The following is a 25,109-nucleotide window of genomic DNA, read 5'->3' on the forward strand; positions in this document are numbered from 1 at the left end:
TGACTAATCTATATACAAAGTAACAAAGTTATACGGTGTTACCAAATAAAAAAGGCACTTTGCAGTGCCTTATTTTATTTTTAACTAAAAAAGTATTAGATTAATTATTCATCGTCTTCGACGAGTGTCATTAGTGATGTGTTACCACCTGATGCCGTTGTATCAATACTGATAGTTTTTTCGGTAATAAGGCGTTTAATTAGCGTATCGTAATACTCTGAGCTAATTACCGGTAAAATAGCACCTTTACGTTGTGCAAGCTGTTGGCTAAAGTAGCCTAAACGAGACGAACGAGCAGCAACTACCGCACCCGCTAAATGAGGGTGAGCCAAAATAGCTTGTAACTGATTAGGTTTAGCTACTTGGAAAACACCTTCAGCAACACCGGTAGAGATAAATTTATCTTTAAAGGCGACTGCTTCATCATAAAACAACTCAGACGCTACTGTAATTACCGTATTACCCGCTGCAATAGCGGTAATAATTGATAATGCCCAGAAGTTAAATGAAGTGCTCTTATCTGCATAACATACTACACAACCACGTGCCTCTAGATGAAGTGTATTAGACTCACCCGTTGGTCCAGGAAGGGTTGTAAACTTACGCATGTGTTTTTCAAGGCGATTAAGTTGTGCGCGCGCTTCAGATAATGTTAATGCTAAATCGTCTGCTAAATCGTCGATAATTTCTACCGTAGCAACTTTAGCAAGCAATTGACGCACAGCTGAAACTCGGTCGTTTAATGGAGTTGCACGCCAAATTTTTTCATCTCGCATTGAATTAGCCATTAGCTTTTTAACTTGCTCATTTGCACCGCTGTAGTGGTGTAAATCAAGTTCGTCTGGCGTTAGGTTAGTCATTTGTACGTTATCTGGTGATGCTTTTTCTTTCACTAAGCGTTGTAGGTAGTTAGGGCCACCAGCTTTAGGACCAGTACCTGATAAACCACGGCCACCAAATGGTTGCACACCAACAATTGCACCAATCATGTTTCGGTTAATGTAAACATTACCTGCACGTGACATTTTAGCAAGGTACTCACAACGCTCTTCAATACGTGAATGCACACCCATTGTTAGACCATAGCCCGTGTTATTTATTTGATCCATTACATCGTCTAGTTCGCTCGATTTAAAGCGAACAATATGAACACATGGACCAAATACTTCGCGCTTAAGTACTGATAAGTCTTTAATTTCATATAAACGAGGCGCAAAAAAGAATGCACCGTTTTGCGTATTGTCAGGAATTTTGCACTCGTAATGAAGTGTTGCATTGCCTTTTAAATACTCAACGTGATCGTTTAAGTTTTTAAGTGCTTTTTCGTCAATTACAGGTCCTACGTCGGTAGAAAGTAACGATGGGTCACCAATGTGTAATTCAGCTAATGCGCCTTTAAGCATTTCAATAATGCCATCGGCTACGTCTTCTTGAATGAATAAAACACGAAGAGCTGAACAGCGTTGACCCGCACTTTGAAAACCAGAGCTGATTACATCATCAACTACTTGTTCAGGAAGGGCTGTTGAGTCAACAATCATACAGTTTTGACCACCAGTTTCTGCAATTAGCGGTACTTGAATATCGTTACGAGCAGCGAGTGTTTGTGAAATGATGGTACCTGTTTCGGTAGAACCCGTGAACATAATTGCTTGAATTCGCTCATCAGGCACTATCACTTTACCTACTTCGCTACCGCGAGCAATAACAGGCTGAACAACATGCTCAGGTAAACCAACAGATAGCATAAGTTCAATTGCACGTAATGCGATTAAGCTTGTTTGCTCTGCTGGTTTTGCAATAACTGTATTACCAGTAACAATAGCAGCAGCAACTTGACCTAAGAAAATAGCGAGAGGGAAGTTCCATGGGCTAATACATAAAATAACGCCACGGGCTTCAAAACGCTCATCTTGCGATAAGTCTTCTGCGCGCGCTGCATAATAACGACAAAAGTCTACGGCTTCACGTACTTCATCAATACCGTCTTGCGCTACTTTACCTGCTTCTTTAATACATATAGCAACGAGTTCGTCGTGATGACGCTCTAAAATATCAGCAATTCGACGCAGCAAATTAGCACGCTCTTTTACTGATGTTTGCGACCATGATTCAAAAGCAGCTTCAGCATTAGCAAGCAATACTTTCATTTCTTCGCCAGTTTGCAATTTAACGTGACCAATAATTTCTTTATGGTTAGCTGGGTTTTTAACTGCAAGCGAGCCTTCAGGTACTTGGCTTTGCTCAATTAAATTCTCGTTAAACCAGATTTCAAGGTTTTCTTTGAAAGGGGTAATAACGTTTATATCGGTTAAATCCATGCCTTTAGAGTTAGCGCGTTCTTCACCGTATAAATCAATTGGCATTTTAATTTGCGTATTGTACTTATTACGTAAACCTTGCAGTGTTTCAACTGGATCTGGCAGTAACGATTCAACAGGTTTAGTTGTATCTACAATTGCATTTACAAATGATGAGTTAGCGCCATTTTCTAGTAATCGACGTACTAAGTAAGCGAGTAAGTCTTCGTGCTGACCTACGGGTGCATATACACGACATTGGATTTTTTCTTCGTTAACGATTTGGTCAAATAAAGATTCACCCATACCGTGCAAACGTTGAAATTCAAAGCCTGTGTTATCACCTTTTGCAACTTCTAAAATAGTGGCAGCAGTATAAGCGTTATGCGTTGCAAATTGCGGGTAAAGTACGTCGCGCGCTTCGAGCATTTTAATTGCACATGCTTTATAAGAAACGTCAGTTGTCGCTTTACGTGTAAATACGGGGTAGTGGTCTAAACCGTCTTGCTGTGTGGTTTTGATTTCTGTATCCCAGTAAGCGCCTTTAACCAAACGTACCATCATTTTACGACCAACACGGGTCGCAAGTTCTGTTAGCCATTCAATAACAAAAATAGCGCGCTTTTGATACGCTTGCACAGCTAAACCAAACCCTTGCCAATCGCCTAAATCTTTATCGCTAAATACGGCTTCAATAACATCAAGAGAAATATCTAGACGGTCTGCTTCTTCTGCATCAACGGTAAAGCCGATATCGTATTTTTTAGCAGCAAGTGCAAGCTCTTTTAGCTTTGGTACAATTTCTTTCATTACACGGTCTTTATGAGTGAATTCATAACGAGGGTGGATTGCTGAAAGCTTAACTGAAATACCTGGGCTTTTTATTGGACCACGACCATTTGCCGCTTTACCAATAGAGTGTATTGCATTCATGTAGCTGTCAAAGTAACGCTTCGCATCTTTCATTGTGCGCGCGCCTTCGCCTAGCATATCGTAAGAATATACATAACCCTTTTGCTCTGTATCGGCAGCGCGTTCAATTGCTTCGTCAATGGTACGACCCATAACGAATTGCTTACCCATAATTTTCATAGCAAAATTTACAGATTTACGAATAACGGGTTCACCTAAACGACCAATGGTCTTTTTAAGCATACCAAACTGCTGTTCTTTCGTTTTGTCTGTGTAGTTAACCATTTTACCGGTAACTAGTAGACCCCAAGAAGACGCATTTACGAATAAAGAATCGCTGCTTCCTAAGTGAGAACTCCAATCACCTTTAGCTAGTTTGTCACGGATTAAAACATCCTGTGTTGCTTTGTCTGGAACGCGAAGTAAAGCTTCGGCCAAACACATTAATACTACGCCTTCTTCACTAGAGAGTGAGAATTCATTTAAAAGCGCATCAACACCGCCTTGCCCATCTTGCTCTTTACGAATGTTTAAAACAATCTGGCGAGCTCTTTCCCATGCACGACTTCGTGCTTTTACACCTACTTCTGCAAGCGGTAAAATATGATCAATAACCGCATTCTCGTCAATGCGGTAAAAGTCACGAATTTTCTGTCTAATAGGACAGTGTGTTGTCAAATCGCCTTTGAATAACATAAGCAACTCCCAGGAGTGTTTAGATTTAAAGTAAAATTAATTACCAGTGATATAGTGAGTGCATTCTAATTAAATTTCAGCAGAATATGCTGGTTAAATTTCGCGTTTTACGATAATTTACAGGGCATAAATTTAACTTATCCGCATAAAATTCTGTTATGACAATTCCAAATAGATTACGCATGCTAGATCGTATCGATTTAGCCATATTAGACGTTCTACAAAAGAACGGCAGAATTTCAAATGTTAACCTCGCAAAACAGGTTAATTTGAGTGCAAGCCCATGTCTTGATCGTGTAAAACGATTAGAGCAAGAAGGCTATATCGAAGGCTACTACGCTAAGCTTAGCGAAGCAAAACTTAATCAAAGTTTAGTTGCACATGTGCAAGTATCACTTGTTGCTTCTAACACGGCTGTGTTTAAGGTATTTAGAGAACATATTTTAAGAATACAACAAGTAGTTGAATGCGATATGGTTGCTGGTGGTTATGATTACTTATTAAAAATACGTGTTTCTAATATGGAAGAATATAGACAAGTTCTTGGTGATTTAGTGGATATTCCAGGCGTTGGTACGCATCATACTTATATGGTGATTGAAAAAATTAAAAAAGACGACGGATTAATAATAGATATTTAAAAATAACGATGCGGGATTTTATCCCACATCATTTAAGCATTACGCCCAACCTTCGTAGCGTTTACGACGCGACAACACTATGGTTAAAATAATACCTAAAAACAGACCCAAAAATGCGATAGCACCACCGTAAGTTAGCAATTGGCGTTTCTCTTTAGAGCTTGCTGCTTCTTTTTGAGTGCGCTCTTGTTCAAGCGTTGTTTTTAATTTAGTGATCTGATCAGATAATTGTAAGTTTTGATCAGTTAAAGTTTGATTTTGTTCTTGCAGTTGCGGAAGTTCTATTTGAGCTTGGCGAAGGTTTTCTTGCATCGTGCTCATTTCGCTACTAAGCGTTTTATATTGCTGATGTAATCCTGCTGTTTTAGTAACAAACTTAGATTCTATCCAACCTTCTCGATCTTTATCATCTTTAATTTTAATAAAGCCGTTTTCTTCAGCAGATAACAAGGTTAACTTTGTTCCAGCATCTACAGAGCCGAGTAGTCGATAATTTTTACTCGCGCCAGAGCGCATAAATGTATATAAATTATCGATAATATAAGCGGTTTTTGCATCAGATGAGTTGGTTACTTGCGCTTCTTCTGCATAACTCATAAATGTGGTGGCTGTTAAAAGTAGCCCTAATAAACAATGTTTTAGCATTTATCTACCTTGTTGATCTAACTGCGTCCGTTATGAACATGATTTTTATTTCACATAAGTAGTTAGATAGTATGGATTAAATAACGTAATAGCAAGACTGATATTGTAACTCAGCTCTGGTTTTGATGGATAAATAAGGTTAAAAAATTTGCATTGTGGATGCGCTTTGTTTATTTTGAGCACTTATTTATTTTAAAGGTAATCCGCAAACCGAATGGATACTGAGATAGAACTGAAGTTTTTGGTGTCAGATGCCGTTATTCCACTGATCCCCTCATTAATTACTCAATTTGCAAAAACAGTTATTAATAAGCCATCGCGTAGTTTACAAAATGCTTATTATGATACGCCAAGCCGTGAGCTTAGAGCGCTTGATATTGGCTTTAGGACACGTTGTGCCGATACCCAATGCGAGCAAACTATAAAGCTTGCCGGTGAAGTTGTTGGCGGTTTGCATCAACGACCTGAGTACAATTTACCTATTGAGTCAAATCGTCCTAATTTAATGGCTTTTAATGCCAATATTTGGCCGCATGGCATGCAGGTGAGTAGCGTTTCTAAAAACCTATATCCCATATTTAGTACTAACTTTATTCGCCGTACTTGGTTAATCGAAACCGAAACAGGTGGCAAAATTGAAGTTGTTTTAGATAAAGGTGAAGTTGCAGCTGCGGGCAAAGTTGAGATTATTAGCGAGTTAGAAATTGAACTTGTTGAGGGAAGCCGTAGTGAGTTGTTTGCTTTTGCAGACCTATTGGTTAGCCAAAACTGTATTCGTTTAGGATTATATTCTAAAGCTGCTCGTGGTTATCGCCTTGCAGATGAAAAACCATTAAAACCAAGCAAGTCTATAGGTTTTGTTCAATTGCCAAGTAACGCAAGTCAAGAAAGTGCGTTAACAGCAGCAATGAACTTTGGTATTCGTTTTGTGCAAAAACATGAGCAATGCTATTTTGACAAGCCGAGCTTAAAAACACTAAAAAGAGTAACCGATGGCATTAGTTTAATCCGCCATACTTTTTGGTTATACGACGATATTGTGTCTAAAGAGAGTACAGAACATTTACGTACAGAACTTAAGTGGCTATTAAGTGAATTAGCATGGGTAGAAAATGCAATTCAGTTAAAAACATATACATCTAAACGCCATGCTTTTTATAAAAAAATAAATGCAGCTCCCGCGTTGGCGCAAGTTATCGGCGATTTAAAAGAACTACAACCGAGTATTGATGATATTAACGCACTGTTTCATAGCGCACGTTATAACCGCTTATTACTGTCACTAACAACTTGGTTGATTGATAAGCAATGGCGTAAAGATTGGGGACAAGTAGAGCTTCAAGCTGCAGAGAAACCTGTATCGTCAATTGCTAATAGACTTTTTAATAAAGACTGGAAAAACTTACATCAACTATTGCCAAAAGAACAAACAATGGATGTTGTTGGTTATCTTGATTTACGTTCGCAGCTTGAAAATAGTCTACTAAGTGGTAATTGCCTCGGTACTTTATTTGATAAAGAAGAACGGTTAGAGTTTAGGTTACCTTGGTTAGATATTTCTCATGGTATGTATGAGCTGAGTACTTTGGAGTATTTAAAGCAACTATGTGCGGGTCAAGAGGATGAACATTTAGCAAAAATTCAATCTTGGCTTGATCAAAAATCTGAATATTTAATCAGTGCTATGGAGCAAAGCCGACTAGCTTCGTTTGATATAAAACCTTATTGGCAATAACAACAATGCACTTTTGTAACGTTAATTTTTTACAAAGGTGCATTAGTATTTTATTTTTAGTTCAATGTTTTAACGCTTACTCTGAGCCTAAATGGCAATTGTATAATAACAAAGGTGGAGTAAGTGTGTATTATCAAAGCCACAGTGATAATACATTTGAAGTAAGAGGGGTAGTTACAGTAAGTAATGTAAATGCTAATGATTTTTTAGAATTGCTTAGCGATACAAACACCGCACCCCAATGGATAGAAAACGCCTCAAAAGTAAATGTTATTAAGCATTTAAGCCCATCCGAAAACCTTGTGTATAGTTACTTTGACTCTCCTTGGCCTGTTGCTAATAGAGATGTAATTACTTATTCCTGCTACTCACAACTAACACCAACTCAAAGCCAGTTAGTAGTTAAGGCTAGAGCCGACTCGCTACCTCGTGCCAAAGGGGTTGTAAGAGTTATTACTTTAAATGCACACTGGTTGTTGACCAAACAAGGTGACGATTTAAATATTGTCTATCAGATTTATGCTTTACCAGGCGGCTCTATTCCTACATGGCTTAATAATAAAGTGGGACTTAAAAGTACTCATAAAACTCTCGTAAATTTACGCAACATACTTATTAGCAAAGAATATCAAGCAAAACCGCCTATTATTAAAGCTGGTCAGTGTTAAATACCGAATAAATAATAATTTTATGGTGGGTTTCTCAGTATTTAACTAAGCTAATAATAATTACGCGCTATTATTTGGAGATTTAATGAAGTATTTAGTGGCTATATTATGTTTAATGCACAGTTCATTATTATTTGCTCAAGAGTATACCTTTGGTGTTGTGCCACAGTATGAGTCACAAAAGCTAAATGCAATTTGGCAGCCTTTGCTTAAACAAGTAAGTAAACAGACCGGAGTGACGATTAAGTTAATTACGGTTGAATCGATCCCTGTATTTGAACAAGCTTTTGCTAATGGTGAATACGATTTTGCTTATATGAATCCTTGGCATAGTGTTATAGCACATGAAAAACAAGGGTATTTACCGTTAATAAAAGATGCAGGGCGTAAACTTCAAGGTATTTTAGTTGTAAATAAAGACAGCGGTATTACTAAGTTAAGCCAGCTTGAAGGGGCTGAGATTGCATTTCCAGCACCAAATGCATTAGGTGCTTCATTACTAATGAGAGCCGACTTAGCTTTATTACACGGAATAACTATTAAACCGGTTTATGTTCAAACCCATCCATCGGTCTATTTAAATGTAGCGTTGCACTCAACTATGGCTGGTGGTGGTGTAATGGGTACGTTTAAGCAACAACCAGAAAACTTACAAAATAAGCTTGATATACTTTATAAAACACGTGAAATAAGCCGTCATCCAATTGTTGCTCATCCAAGGGTTGACCCTGCAATACAGCTAAAAGTACAGCAGGCTATTTTAAGTATTGGACAAGATCCAGAATTTAAATATTTGCTTGAAGAGATCCCAATTATTAAGCCGAGTATTGCAACATTAGCTGAATACCAACAGTTAACCCAATGGGGCTTACGCTCATTTTATGTTGAAAATTAGAGGGTTTCGTAGTTTAAGAGCGCAAAGCTTTATTGTGGTATTGCTTTGTGGACTACTAATGGCTTTTCTTTTTATATTTTACGCATTACCTGAACAGGCACGCTGGGTAAATGATGGTTTATCAAAAGCAGCTCAGCGTTCTTTAGTTCAATTATCTACCTCGCTTACTACACCATTATTAACTAGGCAATATGCAGAGCTTTATGAAGAAATAGACAGCCAGTTGCAAACCCGTCCTAATTGGAAAAGCATAAAAATTGTTGATTCTGAAACAGGAAATCAGTTGTACCCACTCGAAACATGGATAGGGACTAATGAGAATGGTGATATGTTGTTATTTCAACAGGTTGAATTTTTAGATAAATCACTTGCTAATATTAGCTTGGTTGTTAACTTTACAAATGAAATAAATGAATCATCAAAACTCCATTACACGTTAATATACATACAGTTTATAATTTTAGTTGTCGTTTTTATAGGCTTGGCTTGGCTGGTAGATTATAGAGTTACGTCACCTTTGAGAACGTTAAAACTAGGGTTTGCACGTTTAGCTAAAGGTGATTTTGATTGCCACATAGACAAACAACAAAAAAATGAGGTTGGTCGTGTTATTAATGCATTTAATAGCATGGTTAATGAAGTTGCTAGCAACCATCAAAAGTTAAACATATTACGTATTCAAGCTGAGTCTGCAAGTAAAGCAAAATCTGATTTTATGGCAAGTATGAGCCATGAGTTAAGAACACCCTTAAACGCAATTTTGGGTTTGGCTCAACTGTATGGTTACGATGAAAAAGCAAATAAAGTACATAAGGAAAACGCTAAAAGCATTTATCAAGCAGGTGAGCATTTATTATTACTTATAGACGATGTGCTTGATTTAACTTCGATTGAGTCGGGTAATATGCAATTTAATTTTTCTTACGTTCCAGTTAAAAATATATTAGAAGAGTCAGTAGAATTAGTAACAGAACTGGTTAATGAGCAATCGATTACACTTACAACTCAAGGCTTTGAATCACTTAATGGGTTAAGTATTTATATTGATCAACGTCGCTTTAAGCAAGTAATGCTTAACTTGCTGTCTAATGCGATTAAATATAACAAGCCTAATGGTAGTATCAATATTAACTGTAGGGTTTTGAGCACAAAGCAATGTGAAATAGACGTAATAGATACAGGGTGCGGTTTTGCTTCTGATTATATTTCTCGTTTATTTAAACCTTTCGATCGTTTAGGTGCAGAAACCAGCAAAGTAAATGGTACAGGCATAGGCTTAGTAATAACTAAGGAGCTAATTGAGCGTATGCAAGGAGTGCTTAGTGTACAAAGCGAGTTAGATCAAGGTTCTTGTTTTACCGTAACGTTTAACTGTTTTGAACAAGCAAATTTACCTGAACAAGAACAAGTGCCTGAGATAACTAAGCAAAATTTAGATGCAGTAACATTGCCTACTCTTGAAGTTTTAGTTGCTGAGGATCAGGTAACAAATCAACAAGTTTTAAAGCAACAACTAACCATGTTAGGAGTTAGCTCTACTTTTGTAAGTAATGGAGAACAAGCGTGGCAAATCCTGCAAAGTAATAACTTTGATATTTTATTAACTGATATTCAAATGCCTTTACTTGACGGATTAGGCTTAGCAAAAAAAATACGTGAACATAGCTCTTTTAACGAACTTATTATAATAGCAATTACTGCAAATATTACTAAAAGTAATATAGATAATTGTTATAACAGTGGGATGAATGACTTTTTAACAAAACCAATAGAACTTGTTAAATTAAAGACGCTACTAATGAAGCACTCGAAAGCATTGGTAAATACAAGTATAGAAAAACAAGATATTAAAGATATAGTTTCAGATAGCTTTGATCAATTAGATATTACACTATTAAAAGCGATGTTAGGCGATGATCCAGCTATTCACTGCATGATATTTAACGCATTTTTACAAACAGCAGGTGAGCAAGTAAAACTAATAAATGCTTACGCGATAAGCGAAAACTACACTGACTTAGCGTTTCAGGCGCATGGTTTAAAGTCTTCATCCAAATCAGTCGCTGCTTTAAAACTTGCCCAATTATGCGAGCACGTTGAATTGCTTGCAGAAAAGAAAGCTGTTAAAAGCGAAATAATAAGTGATTTAGAGTTATGTTTTAACGATGTAATAACTCAACTTAAAAGCTATTGTTTGCGACATGAAAAGCACACATAAAATGGCTCTTAAGGAGCCATTTTATGTTTATAGATGTTTTTAGTATTTTGCGGCTTGTCCTGCTTTAGGTAAAGCTTGTTCAATAAAGTCACGTAAATCGTTATTAGAACTTTCTAAATCAGCATGACGAAGGTACATCATGTGTCCACTTCTATAGCCTTTGAAACTCAAACGATCTTTCATTTTTCCGCTTGGATCTAATTGCCATAATGTATATTTAGCGTCAAAGTAATTGGTTGCGCCATCAAAATAGCCAGACTGAATCATTACGTTTAAGTAAGGGTTTTGCGCCATTGCCAAGCGTAAATTCTCACCTGTATTGTTACCGGTTCTATCCCACGGATGTACGTTGCCAAATAAGTTATATTTTACATCTGTTTTATAGTTTAACTTTTCGCGTAAATAGTGATTAATAGCAGGTGTGAATGAGTGTAACCAAGACGTAAGTTCTGCCCAATAGTCAGGAGATTCTCCAGCATCGCGTTTATCCATTCCTAAATAGCGAGAATCGAGACGACCAACAGTTTGTCCTCGTTCTCGTAGCAACTCTTTCCAAAAGAATTGAGTAGGGATATCTAAGTTATTTTGCTCAACAAACTTTTCTGATAAACCTGCGTAGTGCGCCATCTTTGTAATAACTCGACGTTTCTCGTCAGGATTAATAAAACCACCTTTTGCAAGTGCTGGAATTAATTCGTTTACAGTAAACAGCTCTACTTCAGGTAATAACTCATCTAGGTCTTTGGCTTGTAAGTCGGCTTTAAGCGCTTTGTGGTACCAAGCTGTTGCTGCAAAGTAAGGCAGGCGGTTAGCTGCTTTAATTGGGCCGTCGCGTTTAATACCAATATCGGTAGGTGATACAAGTACAACACCGTTTATATACATCCATTGACTGTTTTGTAGCTCATGAGCAAGACCAGATACACGTGTTGTACCGTAGCTCTCACCAATTAAGAATTTAGGAGAGCGCCAGCGCTCAGCTCTATTTACAAAAGTATTAAGCCACTCTGCAAGGTATTTAATATCGGCATTTACACCAAAAAACATTTTCTTTTGTTCTGCTTTAGATAAAATTTCACCTTTATCGTTTTCAAGTACACGAGAGTAACCAGTATTAACGGGGTTTACATACACAATATCGGCGATATCGAGCACGGAGTAAGGGTTATCTTTTACACCATATGGTTGAATAGGGTAGCCTTCGTCATCAATTTTTAATACGCGAGGACCCGTATATGCAAGATGCATCCATACAGAGGCTGAGCCAGGTCCGCCATTAAACGAAATTAATAATGGACGAGTTGTTCTATCGTCTACCTTATCGCGTGTGTAGTAAGTGTATTGCAATGTGGCTACGGCATCCCCTTTATCATCCCAAACAGGCTGTGTGCCAGTCGCTACAGTATAAGTAAAGCGCTGACCATTTATTTTAGCTTTATGCTGAGTTACAACCTTACTATCAACATCTATACGACGTTGATTATCTGCAAATGAGGCAGTGCTGAGTATTAATGCAATAACAGTTACCGGTAAACCGATAATACGACTAAGCTTCATGGAGTATCCTTATTATTGTTGATACGCTATTAAAGATAAAAATGAGAGAAATAACAAAGGTATTGAGACTAGTGGCCGATAATACTGGTTAAGTAAAAATAATAAGTGTTAAAGAGCTGTGTAATGCACCTTATTAACACTATTTTATGTTTATTTATTTAGGTGGTTACGAAAATACGGTATATTTGCGTTCTAGTTTGTATCTTTTTTGTATACAAGCTCATTCAATAAATCTAATGGAATACGCTTTAATCTTTAAAGCACATTACAACAATACTTACCGGATGTTTTATTTACTCTTTTTTGTAGTTTAAAGCTGCAAAAATATAGTTTTATTATTTTTTATTTGTAGTTACGGCTATAAAAATTAATCAGAAGTAAAGAGAAGGTCTATGCAAAGAGTATTAGTGGTAGAAGACAGTAAAGTAGTGCAACAGGTTCTACGCCACTTAACTGCGCAGTACCTTGATGTTGCAATTGATTTTGCATGGTCCTTAGCTGAATGCAAAACATATGTTGAAAAACATAATTATTCACTCGCCTTAGTTGATTTAACTTTACCCGATGCACCACACGGTGAAGTTGCGCAGTACACTTTAACTAAAAAAATACCAACAGTTGTTCTAACATCTAAAATTGATGAATATAAACGCCAGCAAATGCTCGAACTCGGTGTTGTTGATTATGTTATTAAAGATAATCGTGATTCGTATCATTACGCCGTTAAGCTAGTTGCTCAGCTATTAAGAAACCAAGGCTGTAAGGCACTTATAGCAGATGATTCAATGCTGAGTCGTTCTTTGATGAAGCAAATGCTTCAAAAACAACTGTTTGATGTAACAGACGCCCACGACGGTCAGCAAGCCCTTGATATATTAAAAGCTAATCCAGATATAAAATTATTAATGACCGATTATGCAATGCCTACAATGGATGGCTTCGAGCTTGTTAAAGCAGTGAGAAATTTTAGAGGTCGCGACGATTTGGCCATTATTGGTTTATCAGGTGCCGGCAAGCATGGTTTGTCTGCACGATTTATTAAATATGGTGCAAATGATTTTTTAACAAAACCATTTATGAATGAAGAGTTTCATTGTCGAGTATTACAAACAATGGAGCAGCTTTCTTTAATAGCCGACATAAAAGAAAGTGCCTTTAGAGATCATTTAACAGGGCTTTATAATCGCCGTTACTTTTATCAATATGCAGAAAAACTATTAAAAAATAAAAATCAAAAAAACACGCTTGCATTGCTTGATATTGATTTTTTCAAAAAAATTAATGACACATTTGGGCATGAAGGTGGTGATCAGGCTTTAAAACAAGTCGGTTCATTAATGCGCTCTACGTTTTCAAACTTTACGGTTGCACGAGTAGGCGGTGAAGAGTTTGCGATTATCTTACCTGATATAGAGCTTGCCCGAGGGCGTGAATATTTAGAAGCATTTAGAAAGAAAATGGCAAGTTATGATTTTTCTATTACAGATAAGCCATTAACCATCACAACAAGTATAGGTGTCGCAGATTTTCAAAATACCAGTCTTACTGATGCAATGCGCGTTGCCGATACCGCTTTGTATGAAGCTAAAAGTAGAGGTCGTAACTGTATAGTATAGAAAATAAAGCGTTGTCTGATTTAAGGTTTTTAGTCGCTTTTAAAGAAGAATAAAACACTCAATGCACCAATGTAGCTAACTTGTTAAATTAACGCACCTAGATGGTGCGTTTTTTTTGTCTTTTATTTTGCTTTTTAACTTAAGTTATTGTTTTTAATTTATATAAAATAGTGGCACAAAGGTTGGATTGTATCTATCAAACAGAATAACAATAAGCGTCCAAAGGGGGCCACTATGAAAATGATTAGTGCAATAATAAAACCATTTAAATTAGACGATGTGCGAGAAGCACTTGCTGATTTAGGTATTGAGGGGATGACTGTAGTCGACGTTAAAGGTTTCGGCCGTCAACGAGGTCATACAGAGTTATATCGTGGTGCAGAATACCAGGTTGATTTTATTCCTAAAATTAAACTTGAAATTGCAACACGTACTGAAAACTGTCAACGCGTTGTAGAAGCAATTACTAAAATTGCTTCAACGGGTAAAATTGGTGATGGTAAAATTTTTGTATACGACTTAGATCAAATTGTTCGTATTCGTACTGGTGAACTTGACGAAGAAGCGCTTTAAGGAGGTCTCATGGAAAATACAATACTAGAACTAAAGTTTTCACTCGATACCTTCTATTTTTTGATATCAGGTATATTAGTAATGTGGATGGCAGCAGGTTTTGCCATGTTAGAAGCGGGTTTGGTTCGCTCTAAAAACACGGCTGAAATTTTAACTAAAAATATCGCGTTATACTCAATAGCTTGTACGATGTTTTTACTTGTTGGCTACAATATTATGTATGTAGGCAATGACAAAGGGGGAATTATTCCTTCGATAGGCGCTTTAATTGGTACGCAAGATGCTAATGCTAGTCACTCTTTAGAGTCTGACTTTTTCTTTCAAGTAGTGTTTGTTGCAACAGCTATGTCTATTGTATCGGGTGCAGTTGCTGAACGTATGAAACTATGGGCTTTCTTAGCTTTTACCGTTGTGCTTACTGGATTTATCTACCCAATTGAAGGTTACTGGAAATGGGGCGAAGGGTTTTTGGATGCAATGGGTTTTGTTGATTTTGCAGGGTCTGCAATTGTGCATGGTGCAGGCGCAGCTGCCGCATTGGCTGGTGTTTTAATATTAGGAGCACGTAAAGGTAAATATGGTAAAAATGGAGAAATTTACCCAATACCAGGCTCTAACTTGCCGCTTGCTACATTAGGTACATTTATTTTATGGATGGGTTGGTTTGGTTTTAATGGTGGTTCGCAATTACTAATTTCTGATAAAGAAAATGCAACTGCAGTTGGCCAAATACTACTTAACACTAATGCTGCTGCAGCAATGGGTGCTGTGTCTGCACTGTTTGTATGTAAAGTACTTTGGGGTAAATCAGATTTAACAATGGTTTTAAATGGTGCATTAGCAGGCTTAGTTGTTATAACAGCTGACCCTCTATCTCCTTCACCATTAATGGCTTGTTTACTTGGTCTACTTGGTGGTGCGCTTGTTATATTTAGTATTATAGCGCTTGATAAAATTAAAATTGATGACCCAGTAGGTGCTATTTCTGTACACGGTACGTGTGGCGCACTAGGTATTATGTTAGTTCCACTTACACATGGCGAGGCAAGTTTTGTTACTCAGTTGATTGGTCTTCTTTGTATTACTGGGTTTGTTTTTATCACATCGTTCATTGTTTGGACTGTGCTAAATAAAACAATGGGAATACGCGTTACAGAAGAAGAAGAGCTAAATGGTATGGATCAACACGACTGTGGTATTGAAGCATACCCTGAGTTTGTATCAGTTCGTAATGGCTAAAATTTGTTTTTTTGAATAATAGTGTGTTCACTCAAAGCTCTACTTCGGTAGAGCTTTTTTTGGTTTCAGGGAAGGTTAACTTTTGAGGTGTTAGGGTTATGGGCTATATGCTAAGATCCACTTTGCAAATAACCTTTGGAATAAATTACACTTAAATGGCTGATAATAAAAAAACACCTACCAGTAAGTCTCCAACTAAACGTGCGAGTAAATCATCGAGTACGCCACAAAAGGGTGCTTCTAAAAAAGCTAAAAAAACAACTGCTGTTGTTGCTAAACGCTCGTTTTTTAGAAAAACATGGTCTGTGTTTTGGAAGTTTAGCTTAGCTGTAATTATAGCGATGGCGATGTACTTCATTTATTTAGACTCAAAAATAACTCGTCAATTTGAAGGCAATAAGTGGCAATTACCTGCACAAGTTTATGCGCGTTCTATGGAGTTTTACCCAGGACAGTTTTTATCAAGCCAAGAAGTAATATGGGAACTTGAGCGATTAAATTACACGTCGGTAAATAAGCTAAGCCGTACAGGGCAATTTGTAAAATCGGCTGATAGCATCAAAATTTATCGTCGTGACTTTGAATTTTATGATGGGCTTGAGGAGTCTCATGTTATTGAACTTCGTTTTGCAGGACAAAAAGTAGCAACCATAAAAGATAAATTTGGTAGACGCTTAAATAACGCCAGATTAGAGCCAGTACAAATAGCGCGAATTGGTAACGACTCAAAACAAGATAGAGAGTTTTTGCCGCTTGATAAGTTTCCTGCAATGTTAAAAGATACGTTACTTGTTGTAGAAGATCGTAATTTTTATGAGCACCATGGGGTGTCAGTATTTTCTATTTTACGTGCACTTTATAGCAATATACGTGCAGGGCGCACCGTTCAAGGTGGTAGTACACTTACACAACAATTAGCTAAAAATATTTATTTAACGCGCGAGCGATCACTTTTACGAAAAGTAAATGAGGCTTTTATAGCGCTTATTTTGGATTATCGTTATTCAAAAGATCAAATTTTAGAAGCTTACTTAAATGAAGTCTACCTAGGTCAGTCTTATAACCAAGGCGTACATGGTATGGGCTTAGCTTCTGATTTTTATTTTTCAAAGCCTATAGATGAGCTTGAATACGACCAAATAGCATTGCTGGTGGCTATGGTTAAAGGACCGTCTTACTACAATCCTCGTCGTTATAAAGAACGTACTATGGAGCGTCGTGACTTGGTACTTCGTTTAATGGTTGAAAATAAACTATTAAATACAAAAGAATATAGAGCATCGTTAAATAGACCTATTGATATTGCACCAATGAAAGCAAGTTTACAAAAATCTTACCCAGGTTATTTAGAATTAGTAAACCGTGAGCTAAATAAGTTGTTACCTGATCAGCAAACACTTGATGCAGGTGTAAGAGTATTTACTTATTTTGATTTGCAAAAACAAACGGCGATGGAAGAGTCGATTGAAAAAAGCTTGCCGTATTTAGAAAATAGACCTAAAACCGAAAAGCTAGAAGCGGCAATGATCTCTGTTAATGTAGAAAAAGGCGGTGTATCGGCATTAGTCGCAGGGCGTGATGTTCGTTACTCTGGTTTTAATCGCGTTTTAGATACAAAACGTAATATAGGTTCTTTAGTTAAGCCTTCAGTATATTTAACTGCTTTACAACTTCCTCATTATAACTTAGCGACGTTACTAGATGACTCGCCATTACAAGTAACGAATGAAGAAGGAAAAGTATGGGAGCCAGAAAACTTTGATCATCAGTATCGAGGTGCTATCCCGCTTTATAAAGCATTTAGCCGTAGCATAAACATTCCTGCAGTAAATTTAGGGCTTGATGTAGGTGTAGATCAAGTAGCAAATACATTAAAAGGTTTAGGTGCTAAAGGCGCGATAAATGAATATCCTTCGCTGCTTTTAGGTGCTCTAGAAATGTCGAGTTACGAAGTTGCACAGTTATATACCACTATCGCTGCTGACGGTGAATACAGAGAGCTTACAGCTATCTCAGCATTAACCGACTCAGTGGGTAAAGTTCTTTATAAACATACTGTAAAGTCAGAACCACGTTTTGATAAAGGTGCTGTTTACATGACTAAATATGCCATGAAACGTGTAACGAAAGACGGCACTGCTAAGCGTTTAAATTTACACTTTCCGTCAATTCAGCTCGCTGGAAAAACAGGTACTAGTAATGATTTACGTGATAGCTGGTTTGCAGGGTTTGATCAAAATACGGTAACTGTGGCTTGGTTAGGACGAGATGACAACAAAAGTACGGGACTAACAGGGAGTGTAGGGGCGCTTGAAGCATATATTCGTTATTTAAAGCCACTTAACCCGCAATCTATAGCTGATACTCGACCACCTTCTATTCGCTGGGCTTTTGTTAATGAAGAAACGGGTAAACAAGCTCCGCCTGGATGCGGTAAGGTAATTCAATTGCCACTTAGAGCAAGCGAGTTCGAGCCAAGACCACAGTGTATAAGGTAATAACTAAGTTAAACAAGAAAGCTGCTTTTTAGCGGCTTTCTTGTTTAACTGTTGCTAGTTTTACGACTTAAAAAAGCTCATTGATCTTGTCAAATCACTCGATAAGCGAGAAAGTTGCTGCGCATCTTGTAACGTTGATTGAGCAGAGACGAGTGTATGATCTGCTAATGCACTTACTTCCTTCGAATTACTTAGTGCATGTGTTGTTGCATTAGACTGTTGCTTAACACGTTCCGCAATTACTTCACCTTGATGTTTTATATCACCCATACTAAGTTCAGCGCTTTGTAATACGGTATTTGTTTCTGTTGCGGCTTTTACAGATTGCTCCATTTTGCTAACGCTAGAACGCATTTTTTGTTGCGTATCGTCAGACGCTTGCTGTAAAGAGCTAATAATTTGGTGAATTTCTTGAGTTTGAATTTGAGTACGCTGAGCAAGCGTTCTTACTTCATCAGCAACAACGGCAAAACCTCTACCATGCTCACCGGCTCTAGCTGCTTCAATGGCTGCATTAAGTGCGAGTAAATTTGTTTGATCGGCAATTTCGCTAATACCTTTACTTACTTTGCTGATTTCTTGGCTATCTTGGGCTAGTTTATCAAGAGCTTGTTGGCTTTCAGCAAATTCAATTTGTAGATCTTGCATATACTTAGCAAGCTCCATCGTATTGTCTGATCCTTGTTTAACATGTATAGCAGCATCTTGAGCCGTTATGGTCGCTTGATGAGCCGATTCTTCCACTGCGTGTGCACTTTGTGCCATATCACTTAATGAATTATGGATAGCATTTACAAGCGCTTGTTGTTTAGTAACATCATCACTCGTTTGACTGCTTGCGTGTGATAGTGACTTAGTTGCATCACAAAGCTCTACTGTACTTGCCTTTACATCAGATAGCAGATCAGAAAAAGCGTTAAGCAAAGCGTTATATTGCAATGCAATAATGCTCATTTCATCATTACCACTTGAGTGAAGCGTTGCTTTTAAATCACCGTTGGCAGCTTTATTAGCCGCTTCTGAAAACCGAATAATTGTATCAACTACGGCAAAGTAAAAACCGACCATTAAGTAAAAAGCAAAGGTTAAACTAAGTACTGAGGCTATTAAGACAATGTTACGAGTCCATTGTTGAGTTTGTAATTTGTTTTTTACTAAGGTTTCTAAAGTTGGAATACTTTTATTAATTAGAAGGCTTATATTATTATTTACGTTTTCAGTTAGTTGTGTAAATTCATTTTTATTTAATTCTATGTTGTCGGGTTCAAGTAGTTTTTTATCTATAGCATTTTTAAAGGTATATACCGCATTTTGTAATTGCTTTAAAAGAGGGTTAAGTTCTTTATGAACGGATTTTTCTGCTGTTATTGCTACATTTAAAGTGTTACTTAATTGCTCTTCATATAATGGTAGTGATTTACTTAAATTTGAGAGTGCGATAAATGTATCCGGTGTAAATCGGTTATTGGTAATTACCGTGTTTGCACTTTCAGTCGTTAAATTTATTTGCATCATTAATGCTGGAATTGGTGTGACGAGCGCGCGGTTAACATAAGCGCTGGCAAGTTGACTATCGAGTGCTAAGTTTGATTGAATAGAAATAAGCTCGAGTATATCGTCTGCCTGATTATCTTTTATTGTGAATCCTAATGTACGAGCTACTTTAATGTTTTGACCGTTTATTCCCTGCATTTGATTGTTAAATATAGCTTTGTAACCTTTTAAGCCTTGTTGCTGCATTTTTGAAACGTTAATGCTGTCACCTAGTAGTGACACTAAAAAAAATAAACTCAGAGCAAGAGGGAGTAGCAATATGCCAAACATGAGGCTTATTTTTGTTTTGTATTTTAAGTTTGCCATTAGCTTAATTGCAGGGGCAGTAAAATCTCTTAATCCTGACATAAGACTCTCTTTATTTTTATAATTGTAATAATAAATAGACCTGATTTTACTTAATTATTATTCATTTATATTACTTTACAAATAAAAAAAGCCCAGAAGGGCTTTTTTCAATCTTTAGTCTTAATTATGTTTATTAAAACAAGAATTTAATAAACGTAAAGTTAGATTTTTTATAGTTTAGCGAAAGAACGCTCAGCTGCTGCAATTGTATCGTTAACTTCTTGCTCAGTGTGTGCAGCACATACAAAACCTGCTTCAAATGCCGATGGTGCAAGGTAAACACCTTCTTCAAGCATAAGGTGGAAAAAGCGTTTGAAGCGCTCTAGGTCGCATTCAGTTGCTTGCTTGTACGTTGTTACTTTTTCAGCATCAGTGAAAAAGAATCCATACATACCGCCAGCATAATTAGTCGTTAATGCAATACCTGCTTTTTTAGCACCTGCTTCAAAGCCTTCACAAATAGCCTTCGAAATTGCCTCTAATTTATTGTGCAAGCCAGGCTCGCTTAATAGTTCAAGTGATTTTAAACCAGCAGCCATTGCAATAGGGTTACCAGAAAGTGTACCAGCTTGGTAAACTGGTCCTACAGGAGCAATGTAATCCATTATTTCGGTTTTACCACCAAATGCGCCAACAGGCATGCCGCCGCCAATTACTTTACCTAAACACGTAAGGTCTGGTTTAATATTGTAATAAGCTTGTGCGCCGCCAAGTGCAACACGAAAACCCGTCATTACTTCATCAAAAATAAGTACTGACTTATATTCATCACATACATCACGCAAACCTTCTAAAAAGCCTGCTACCGGAGGAATGCAGTTCATATTTCCTGCGACCGGCTCTACAATAATACAGGCAATTTCGTCTGCATATTTTGCAAAAATAGCTTTTACTTCATCTAGGTTATTAAACGATACCGTAAGTGTATGTTTAGCAAAGTCCTCAGGAATACCTGGAGAATTAGGTACGCCCATAGTTAGTGCACCAGAGCCGGCTTTAACTAATAAAGAGTCGGCATGACCATGGTAACAACCTTCAAACTTTAATATTTTATCGCGACCAGTAAAGCCACGTGCTAAGCGAATTGCACTCATCGTTGCTTCAGTGCCTGAGCTTACCATGCGCACTTTTTCGATTGATGGTACGAGTTCTTTTACTTTTTCAGCCATTAAAATTTCAGCTTCGGTTGGCGCACCGTAGCTAAGGCCATTTTCTACTGCGTCATGCACTGCTTTTTTAATTGCAGGGTGGTTGTGACCCATAATCATAGGGCCCCAAGAGCCAACATAATCAATATAACGATTACCATCGGCATCAAATGTAAACGCGCCTTCTGCTTTGGTTATAAAAAGTGGTGTGCCACCTACGCCGTTAAATGCACGTACTGGCGAATTTACACCACCTGGAATAGACGCTTGAGCGCGTTCAAATAAGTCTTGGCTAATTGTCATGAAAAATCCTATTGTTTGTCACAAAAAAATGGGGTTAGCTATCGCGTTTACGGCTAAACCAAGGCACGTCTACTTCATACTTCTCGACTTTATTTTCTACACCGAGAGTTAAAGCAAACAGAGCCATTCGAATTAATACGCCATTTTGTACTTGGCGAAATATAGCTAAATTGTCATTCGCGTTTAAGTCATTATCAAGCTCATTGGCTTCAATACGACTGTCGCGTGGAAGCGGGTGCATAAGAATAGAGTTAGTTTTACAATGTTCGCTGTAAATAGACTGGCTTATTCTAAAACCACCACGGTATTTATTCGCTTCTTCTTGAGAAGGGAAGCGTTCTTCTTGTATGCGGGTTTGGTAAACGATATCGGCCGCTAAATTGCCTTCCATTTTGTTTACTAGTTCAATTTTATGACCCGCATTATCGACGGCATCTAAAATGTAATCGGGCATTTGTAAGCCATCGGGTGCAACCATCGAAAATTTTACATTTTTATAATGGCATAACAGTTTTGAAAGTGAATGTACCGTACGTCCGTATTTTAAATCGCCAACAAGGGCAATATGCATACCGTCGATATTTTGATCAAAACGACTTAACTCACGCTCAATTGTAAGCAAATCAAGCAAAGCTTGAGTTGGATGTTCATTTGGACCGTCACCCCCATTAATAACCGGTACTGTGCACCCTGTAGCAAATTCACTTACTGAACCTGAGTCAGGGTGGCGCATAGCTACCGCGTCAGCGTAGGCTGAAATAACACGTGCTGTATCGTATAACGATTCACCTTTAGCCAGTGCCGAACTTTGCATGCCTGTTGTTTCACGAACTAAACCACCAAGTAAATTAAAGGCTGTACCAAAACTTACTCGTGTACGAGTACTTGGTTCAAAAAATAAGTTTGCTAAAATTGCGCCTTCAAGTACGTTGGTACGCTTTTGTTTTTTTGCATAAGGCTCCATTTTTTTAGCGACTGCAAAAATACGTTCAATACAATCTCGGTCAAGTTGACCTACTGATAGTATATTTTCACCTTGGAAACTTAACATGGGATTATTCCTATTTATTCAAAAGGGCGCGATAACCCATAAAATGGGGCACGCAATCGCGCGTATTATAGCAAATATAAGGTATTCATTGGGCTGATTTACAAGCTTGGTTTTATCACTGCTAATGCAACAATAATAAGTAATGCAATAACGGGAAGCTCATTAAAAATACGGTAAAAGCGATCTGTTTTAGTGTTTCTGTCGTGTTTAAAATCAGCGAGTAATTTAAAACAGTAGCCGTGGTATAGGTATAAAATAATAACGAGTACGAGTTTATAATGTAGCCACATGCTGTATCTAAACCAATCACGACCATATTCAACAATTGTTAATACACCAAAAACGGCTGTTAAAACGGCAAATGGAGTGACAAAGTAAAGTAGCCTGCGCTCCATTACTTTAAGCATAGAGTTGCAAGATCTCTCTTCACTCATTGCGTGATATACAAATAATCGTGGTAGGTAAAAAATGCCAGCAAACCAAGCAATCATAAAAAATATATGCAGAGTTTTATAAATTAATAATGCGCTCATAATGTTCTCGCCATTGTTTAAAGTAAGCTATTACGTATAGTCAAAATATTGTTTATTTGATCCCAGCGTAACAGCCCCATAATTTGTTGATCATCTAAAAGGTTATACACATACAATGCACCACTGCGTTTATCTTTTAAAATATCAAATGCATCAGCTAACGTAGCTTGGCTGCTTATTCCTTGCAAGTTTATGTAGTTTAAATTAATTGCTTGATCAGACATTAAACTTAAATCATATTCGGCAAGCCTATAACCATTCTCTTCGTCAAATACAATAAGTGGAGTTTGGCTATCCATAGCATCAAGCGTGTTTTTTATTTGTTCTTTATCGTCTGAGTAAAGAAGTTTAAAGTCCTCATCCATATCATCCATTATCCCCACTTTTTGCAGTGCTTCTGTAGCAGGGGATACATGATAGGGTAAGTCTTGAAAATCAAGTTGCTGCAAAAATATAGAGCGGTTACCAAAAACTTGTAATGCAGTTACATAAGCAGTTGTTATAACAATCATTGCTGGCACTATTATTTCTGGAGAAGAGGTTAATTCCATAACCGTAGTTAATGCAGCAAGTGGCGCATGTAAGGTAGCAGCCATTAATCCTGCCATACCTAAAACAGCGTAAGTTCCTGCTATATCTGTACCTGGGCTAATATATTGTGCGAAAAACGCCATAAGGGTGCCAACTAATACACCTAGCCCGATAACAGGACCAATTAAGCCACCAGGAATACCTAAACCAATCGCAAACAACGTGGCGAGTAATTTAGCAATTAAAATAGTCGTTAGTAGCTTTACGTTATCAGGTGATTCAACTGCAATGGTAATTGCACTCATACCAGAGCCCATAGCTTGTGGAACTGCATAAGCGATTACACTGGCAATGCAGCCTGCAATTAATAAACGAGGGAACATGCTTAAAGGTTTAAATGTTTTAATAATAAGCATTAAGTTTTGGTTAAAACTGTAAGCAATTGCACCTAATGCCATGCCACATAATATTAAGTATGGATAATGCCAACCACTTAGCGGAGCAATAGTAATGAGTGCTAGCTCAGAGCCTTCACCAAAAACAAATTGTGTGGCAAGTGCACCAGTAACGGCAGCAAGCATAATAGGTACAAATATATGTACTTTATATTCCCTAAGTACCACTTCCATTACAAAAATAACGGCTGCAAGAGGGGTGTTAAATGAAGCAGCTATTCCTGCTGCAACACCGCAACCACTTAAGGTACGCATGGCGTTATAAGGTAAGTGAAGTTTATTCGCTAAGAGGCTTGCGCCCGTTGCACCTAAGTGAACAGAAGGTCCTTCTCTACCAACCGAAAAGCCACTAATGAGTGCCAATGCTCCACCAACAAACTGATTTACAGTGTTATAAAGAGGCATTTGTCCGTAATGGCGTTTAATTCGGTGAATAACAAAAGGGATACCTAAGCGGTAATGCTTAAAGCCTGTAAAGGCGGCAAAAGAAGCTATTAAAAATGCAGCAATGAGCGGCATTAATACACGTTCGAGTGTTGGCAGTGTAGTAAAGTCGTCAGGGGTTTCTAAAAATAAGCTTTGAAAAAATAAAATAGTTAAACGAAATAAAATAATAAAAAATGCAGCAATCAATCCGGCACTTACGCCTAATAGGCATAACTGTACAGATGTTTTAGGTTTTGCCAGTCGACGCCTGAGTTGCTCAAGCCACATGCGTTATTTCCTCGCCGTATTTTTCAGCGAGCAGTTTATCAAAAGCGAATCATTAAGTCCTTGCGATTTTGCAAAATTAGTAACTTATATTAACAATTTATATTTATGAATTACTCTGATAGGTTAGAGTCTGAATTTATACCGTATAAAGTGAACGTTAGAACAGAGTCAAAAAAACCATTTTGACTTAAGGAATGGCTTTCTACTTCTTTTAAATGAGTGTTTCTATTTCATATATTTTAAATTACTATAATCCAAAAAATATCCTCCCCCGATAAT

The 25,109-nt window shown here is 37.4% G+C and carries 17 protein-coding genes; 9 read left to right on the forward strand and 8 right to left on the reverse strand.

All coding sequences use genetic code 11. From position 1 onward, the window contains the following. Window positions 1–104 precede the first annotated feature (104 nt). Entirely contained in the window at window positions 105–3,908 is a 3,804-nt protein-coding gene (gene putA / locus L647_RS0115790) for a bifunctional proline dehydrogenase/L-glutamate gamma-semialdehyde dehydrogenase PutA (protein ID WP_024611913.1), read from the reverse strand. A gap of 158 nt (window positions 3,909–4,066) precedes the next feature. Between putA and L647_RS0115795 the strand changes: the two genes are divergently transcribed. Beyond that, window positions 4,067–4,549 (forward strand): winged helix-turn-helix transcriptional regulator, encoded by a 483-nt coding sequence (locus L647_RS0115795; RefSeq protein ID WP_024611914.1) that lies wholly within the window; start codon window positions 4,067–4,069, stop codon window positions 4,547–4,549. A 39-nt stretch (window positions 4,550–4,588) separates the two neighbouring features. On the opposite strand, the gene L647_RS0115800 is transcribed toward L647_RS0115795, so the two are convergent. Further along, complete coding sequence (locus L647_RS0115800; RefSeq protein WP_024611915.1) at window positions 4,589–5,194, reverse strand: TIGR04211 family SH3 domain-containing protein; 606 nt, start codon at window positions 5,192–5,194, stop codon at window positions 4,589–4,591. A 214-nt stretch (window positions 5,195–5,408) separates the two neighbouring features. Here L647_RS0115800 and L647_RS0115805 point away from each other — a divergent pair, with 214 nt between their 5' ends. The 4 genes from L647_RS0115805 to L647_RS0115820 all read left to right on the forward strand — a co-directional run bounded on the left by L647_RS0115805 (window position 5,409) and on the right by L647_RS0115820 (window position 10,710). Then, window positions 5,409–6,929 carry a CYTH and CHAD domain-containing protein gene (locus tag L647_RS0115805; RefSeq protein WP_024611916.1) on the forward strand — a complete coding sequence of 507 codons (1,521 nt, stop codon included), beginning with the start codon at window positions 5,409–5,411 and terminating at the stop codon, window positions 6,927–6,929. Between the two features lie 5 nt (window positions 6,930–6,934). Further along, window positions 6,935–7,597 (forward strand): START domain-containing protein, encoded by a 663-nt coding sequence (locus L647_RS0115810; RefSeq protein ID WP_029880515.1) that lies wholly within the window; start codon window positions 6,935–6,937, stop codon window positions 7,595–7,597. Between the two features lie 85 nt (window positions 7,598–7,682). After that, window positions 7,683–8,492, forward strand: coding sequence for a phosphate/phosphite/phosphonate ABC transporter substrate-binding protein (locus tag L647_RS0115815; RefSeq protein WP_024611918.1), 810 nt, complete (start codon window positions 7,683–7,685; stop codon window positions 8,490–8,492). Further along, window positions 8,479–10,710: an ATP-binding protein gene (locus tag L647_RS0115820; RefSeq protein WP_024611919.1), complete on the forward strand. Its 2,232-nt coding sequence runs from the start codon at window positions 8,479–8,481 to the stop codon at window positions 10,708–10,710. The genes L647_RS0115815 and L647_RS0115820 overlap by 14 nt, the downstream gene beginning before the upstream one ends. Window positions 10,711–10,749: 39 nt before the next feature. On the opposite strand, the gene L647_RS0115825 is transcribed toward L647_RS0115820, so the two are convergent. After that, window positions 10,750–12,267: a carboxypeptidase gene (locus L647_RS0115825; RefSeq protein WP_024611920.1), complete on the reverse strand. Its 1,518-nt coding sequence runs from the start codon at window positions 12,265–12,267 to the stop codon at window positions 10,750–10,752. Window positions 12,268–12,659: 392 nt separating this feature from the next. On the opposite strand from L647_RS0115825, the gene L647_RS0115830 reads away from it, so the two are divergent. From L647_RS0115830 to mrcB, 4 genes are all read left to right on the forward strand, one after another. After that, window positions 12,660–13,883, forward strand: coding sequence for a response regulator (locus L647_RS0115830; RefSeq protein WP_024611921.1), 1,224 nt, complete (start codon window positions 12,660–12,662; stop codon window positions 13,881–13,883). A gap of 234 nt (window positions 13,884–14,117) precedes the next feature. Beyond that, window positions 14,118–14,456, forward strand: a complete 339-nt coding sequence (locus L647_RS0115835) for a P-II family nitrogen regulator (protein ID WP_024611922.1) — start codon at window positions 14,118–14,120, stop codon at window positions 14,454–14,456. Between the two features lie 9 nt (window positions 14,457–14,465). Beyond that, window positions 14,466–15,695 carry an ammonium transporter gene (locus L647_RS0115840; protein WP_024611923.1) on the forward strand — a complete coding sequence of 410 codons (1,230 nt, stop codon included), beginning with the start codon at window positions 14,466–14,468 and terminating at the stop codon, window positions 15,693–15,695. 155 nt (window positions 15,696–15,850) lie between these two features. Continuing rightward, on the forward strand, window positions 15,851–18,193 hold the full coding sequence (gene mrcB / locus L647_RS0115845) for a penicillin-binding protein 1B (RefSeq protein ID WP_024611924.1): 2,343 nt from the start codon (window positions 15,851–15,853) through the stop codon (window positions 18,191–18,193). A gap of 60 nt (window positions 18,194–18,253) precedes the next feature. Here mrcB and L647_RS0115850 read toward each other — a convergent pair whose 3' ends face one another. The 5 genes from L647_RS0115850 to L647_RS0115875 form a co-directional block, all read right to left on the reverse strand. Further along, the gene (locus L647_RS0115850) at window positions 18,254–20,095 is read right to left on the reverse strand and encodes a methyl-accepting chemotaxis protein (protein WP_024611925.1); all 1,842 of its coding nucleotides are present in this window, start codon (window positions 20,093–20,095) and stop codon (window positions 18,254–18,256) included. A 170-nt stretch (window positions 20,096–20,265) separates the two neighbouring features. Continuing rightward, window positions 20,266–21,546: a glutamate-1-semialdehyde 2,1-aminomutase gene (hemL, locus tag L647_RS0115855; RefSeq protein ID WP_024611926.1), complete on the reverse strand. Its 1,281-nt coding sequence runs from the start codon at window positions 21,544–21,546 to the stop codon at window positions 20,266–20,268. Between the two features lie 34 nt (window positions 21,547–21,580). Further along, complete coding sequence (locus L647_RS0115860) at window positions 21,581–22,597, reverse strand: aspartate carbamoyltransferase (RefSeq protein WP_024611927.1); 1,017 nt, start codon at window positions 22,595–22,597, stop codon at window positions 21,581–21,583. A gap of 98 nt (window positions 22,598–22,695) precedes the next feature. Next, entirely contained in the window at window positions 22,696–23,130 is a 435-nt protein-coding gene (locus tag L647_RS0115870) for a CopD family protein (protein ID WP_024611928.1), read from the reverse strand. 17 nt (window positions 23,131–23,147) lie between these two features. Continuing rightward, window positions 23,148–24,830, reverse strand: a complete 1,683-nt coding sequence (locus L647_RS0115875) for a chloride channel protein (protein WP_024611929.1) — start codon at window positions 24,828–24,830, stop codon at window positions 23,148–23,150. Window positions 24,831–25,109 lie beyond the last annotated feature (279 nt).

This window comes from Pseudoalteromonas sp. TB64, assembly GCF_000498095.1.
Taxonomy (GTDB): domain Bacteria; phylum Pseudomonadota; class Gammaproteobacteria; order Enterobacterales; family Alteromonadaceae; genus Pseudoalteromonas.

Coding starts and splice junctions, on each gene's coding strand:
- putA (WP_024611913.1), bottom strand. CDS start 3,908: ATGTTATTCAAAGGCGATTTGACAACACACTGTCCTATTAGACAGAAA.
- L647_RS0115795 (WP_024611914.1), top strand. CDS start 4,067: ATGACAATTCCAAATAGATTACGCATGCTAGATCGTATCGATTTAGCC.
- L647_RS0115800 (WP_024611915.1), bottom strand. CDS start 5,194: ATGCTAAAACATTGTTTATTAGGGCTACTTTTAACAGCCACCACATTT.
- L647_RS0115805 (WP_024611916.1), top strand. CDS start 5,409: ATGGATACTGAGATAGAACTGAAGTTTTTGGTGTCAGATGCCGTTATT.
- L647_RS0115810 (WP_029880515.1), top strand. CDS start 6,935: ATGCACTTTTGTAACGTTAATTTTTTACAAAGGTGCATTAGTATTTTA.
- L647_RS0115815 (WP_024611918.1), top strand. CDS start 7,683: ATGAAGTATTTAGTGGCTATATTATGTTTAATGCACAGTTCATTATTA.
- L647_RS0115820 (WP_024611919.1), top strand. CDS start 8,479: ATGTTGAAAATTAGAGGGTTTCGTAGTTTAAGAGCGCAAAGCTTTATT.
- L647_RS0115825 (WP_024611920.1), bottom strand. CDS start 12,267: ATGAAGCTTAGTCGTATTATCGGTTTACCGGTAACTGTTATTGCATTA.
- L647_RS0115830 (WP_024611921.1), top strand. CDS start 12,660: ATGCAAAGAGTATTAGTGGTAGAAGACAGTAAAGTAGTGCAACAGGTT.
- L647_RS0115835 (WP_024611922.1), top strand. CDS start 14,118: ATGAAAATGATTAGTGCAATAATAAAACCATTTAAATTAGACGATGTG.
- L647_RS0115840 (WP_024611923.1), top strand. CDS start 14,466: ATGGAAAATACAATACTAGAACTAAAGTTTTCACTCGATACCTTCTAT.
- mrcB (WP_024611924.1), top strand. CDS start 15,851: ATGGCTGATAATAAAAAAACACCTACCAGTAAGTCTCCAACTAAACGT.
- L647_RS0115850 (WP_024611925.1), bottom strand. CDS start 20,095: ATGTCAGGATTAAGAGATTTTACTGCCCCTGCAATTAAGCTAATGGCA.
- hemL (WP_024611926.1), bottom strand. CDS start 21,546: ATGACAATTAGCCAAGACTTATTTGAACGCGCTCAAGCGTCTATTCCA.
- L647_RS0115860 (WP_024611927.1), bottom strand. CDS start 22,597: ATGTTAAGTTTCCAAGGTGAAAATATACTATCAGTAGGTCAACTTGAC.
- L647_RS0115870 (WP_024611928.1), bottom strand. CDS start 23,130: ATGAGCGCATTATTAATTTATAAAACTCTGCATATATTTTTTATGATT.
- L647_RS0115875 (WP_024611929.1), bottom strand. CDS start 24,830: ATGTGGCTTGAGCAACTCAGGCGTCGACTGGCAAAACCTAAAACATCT.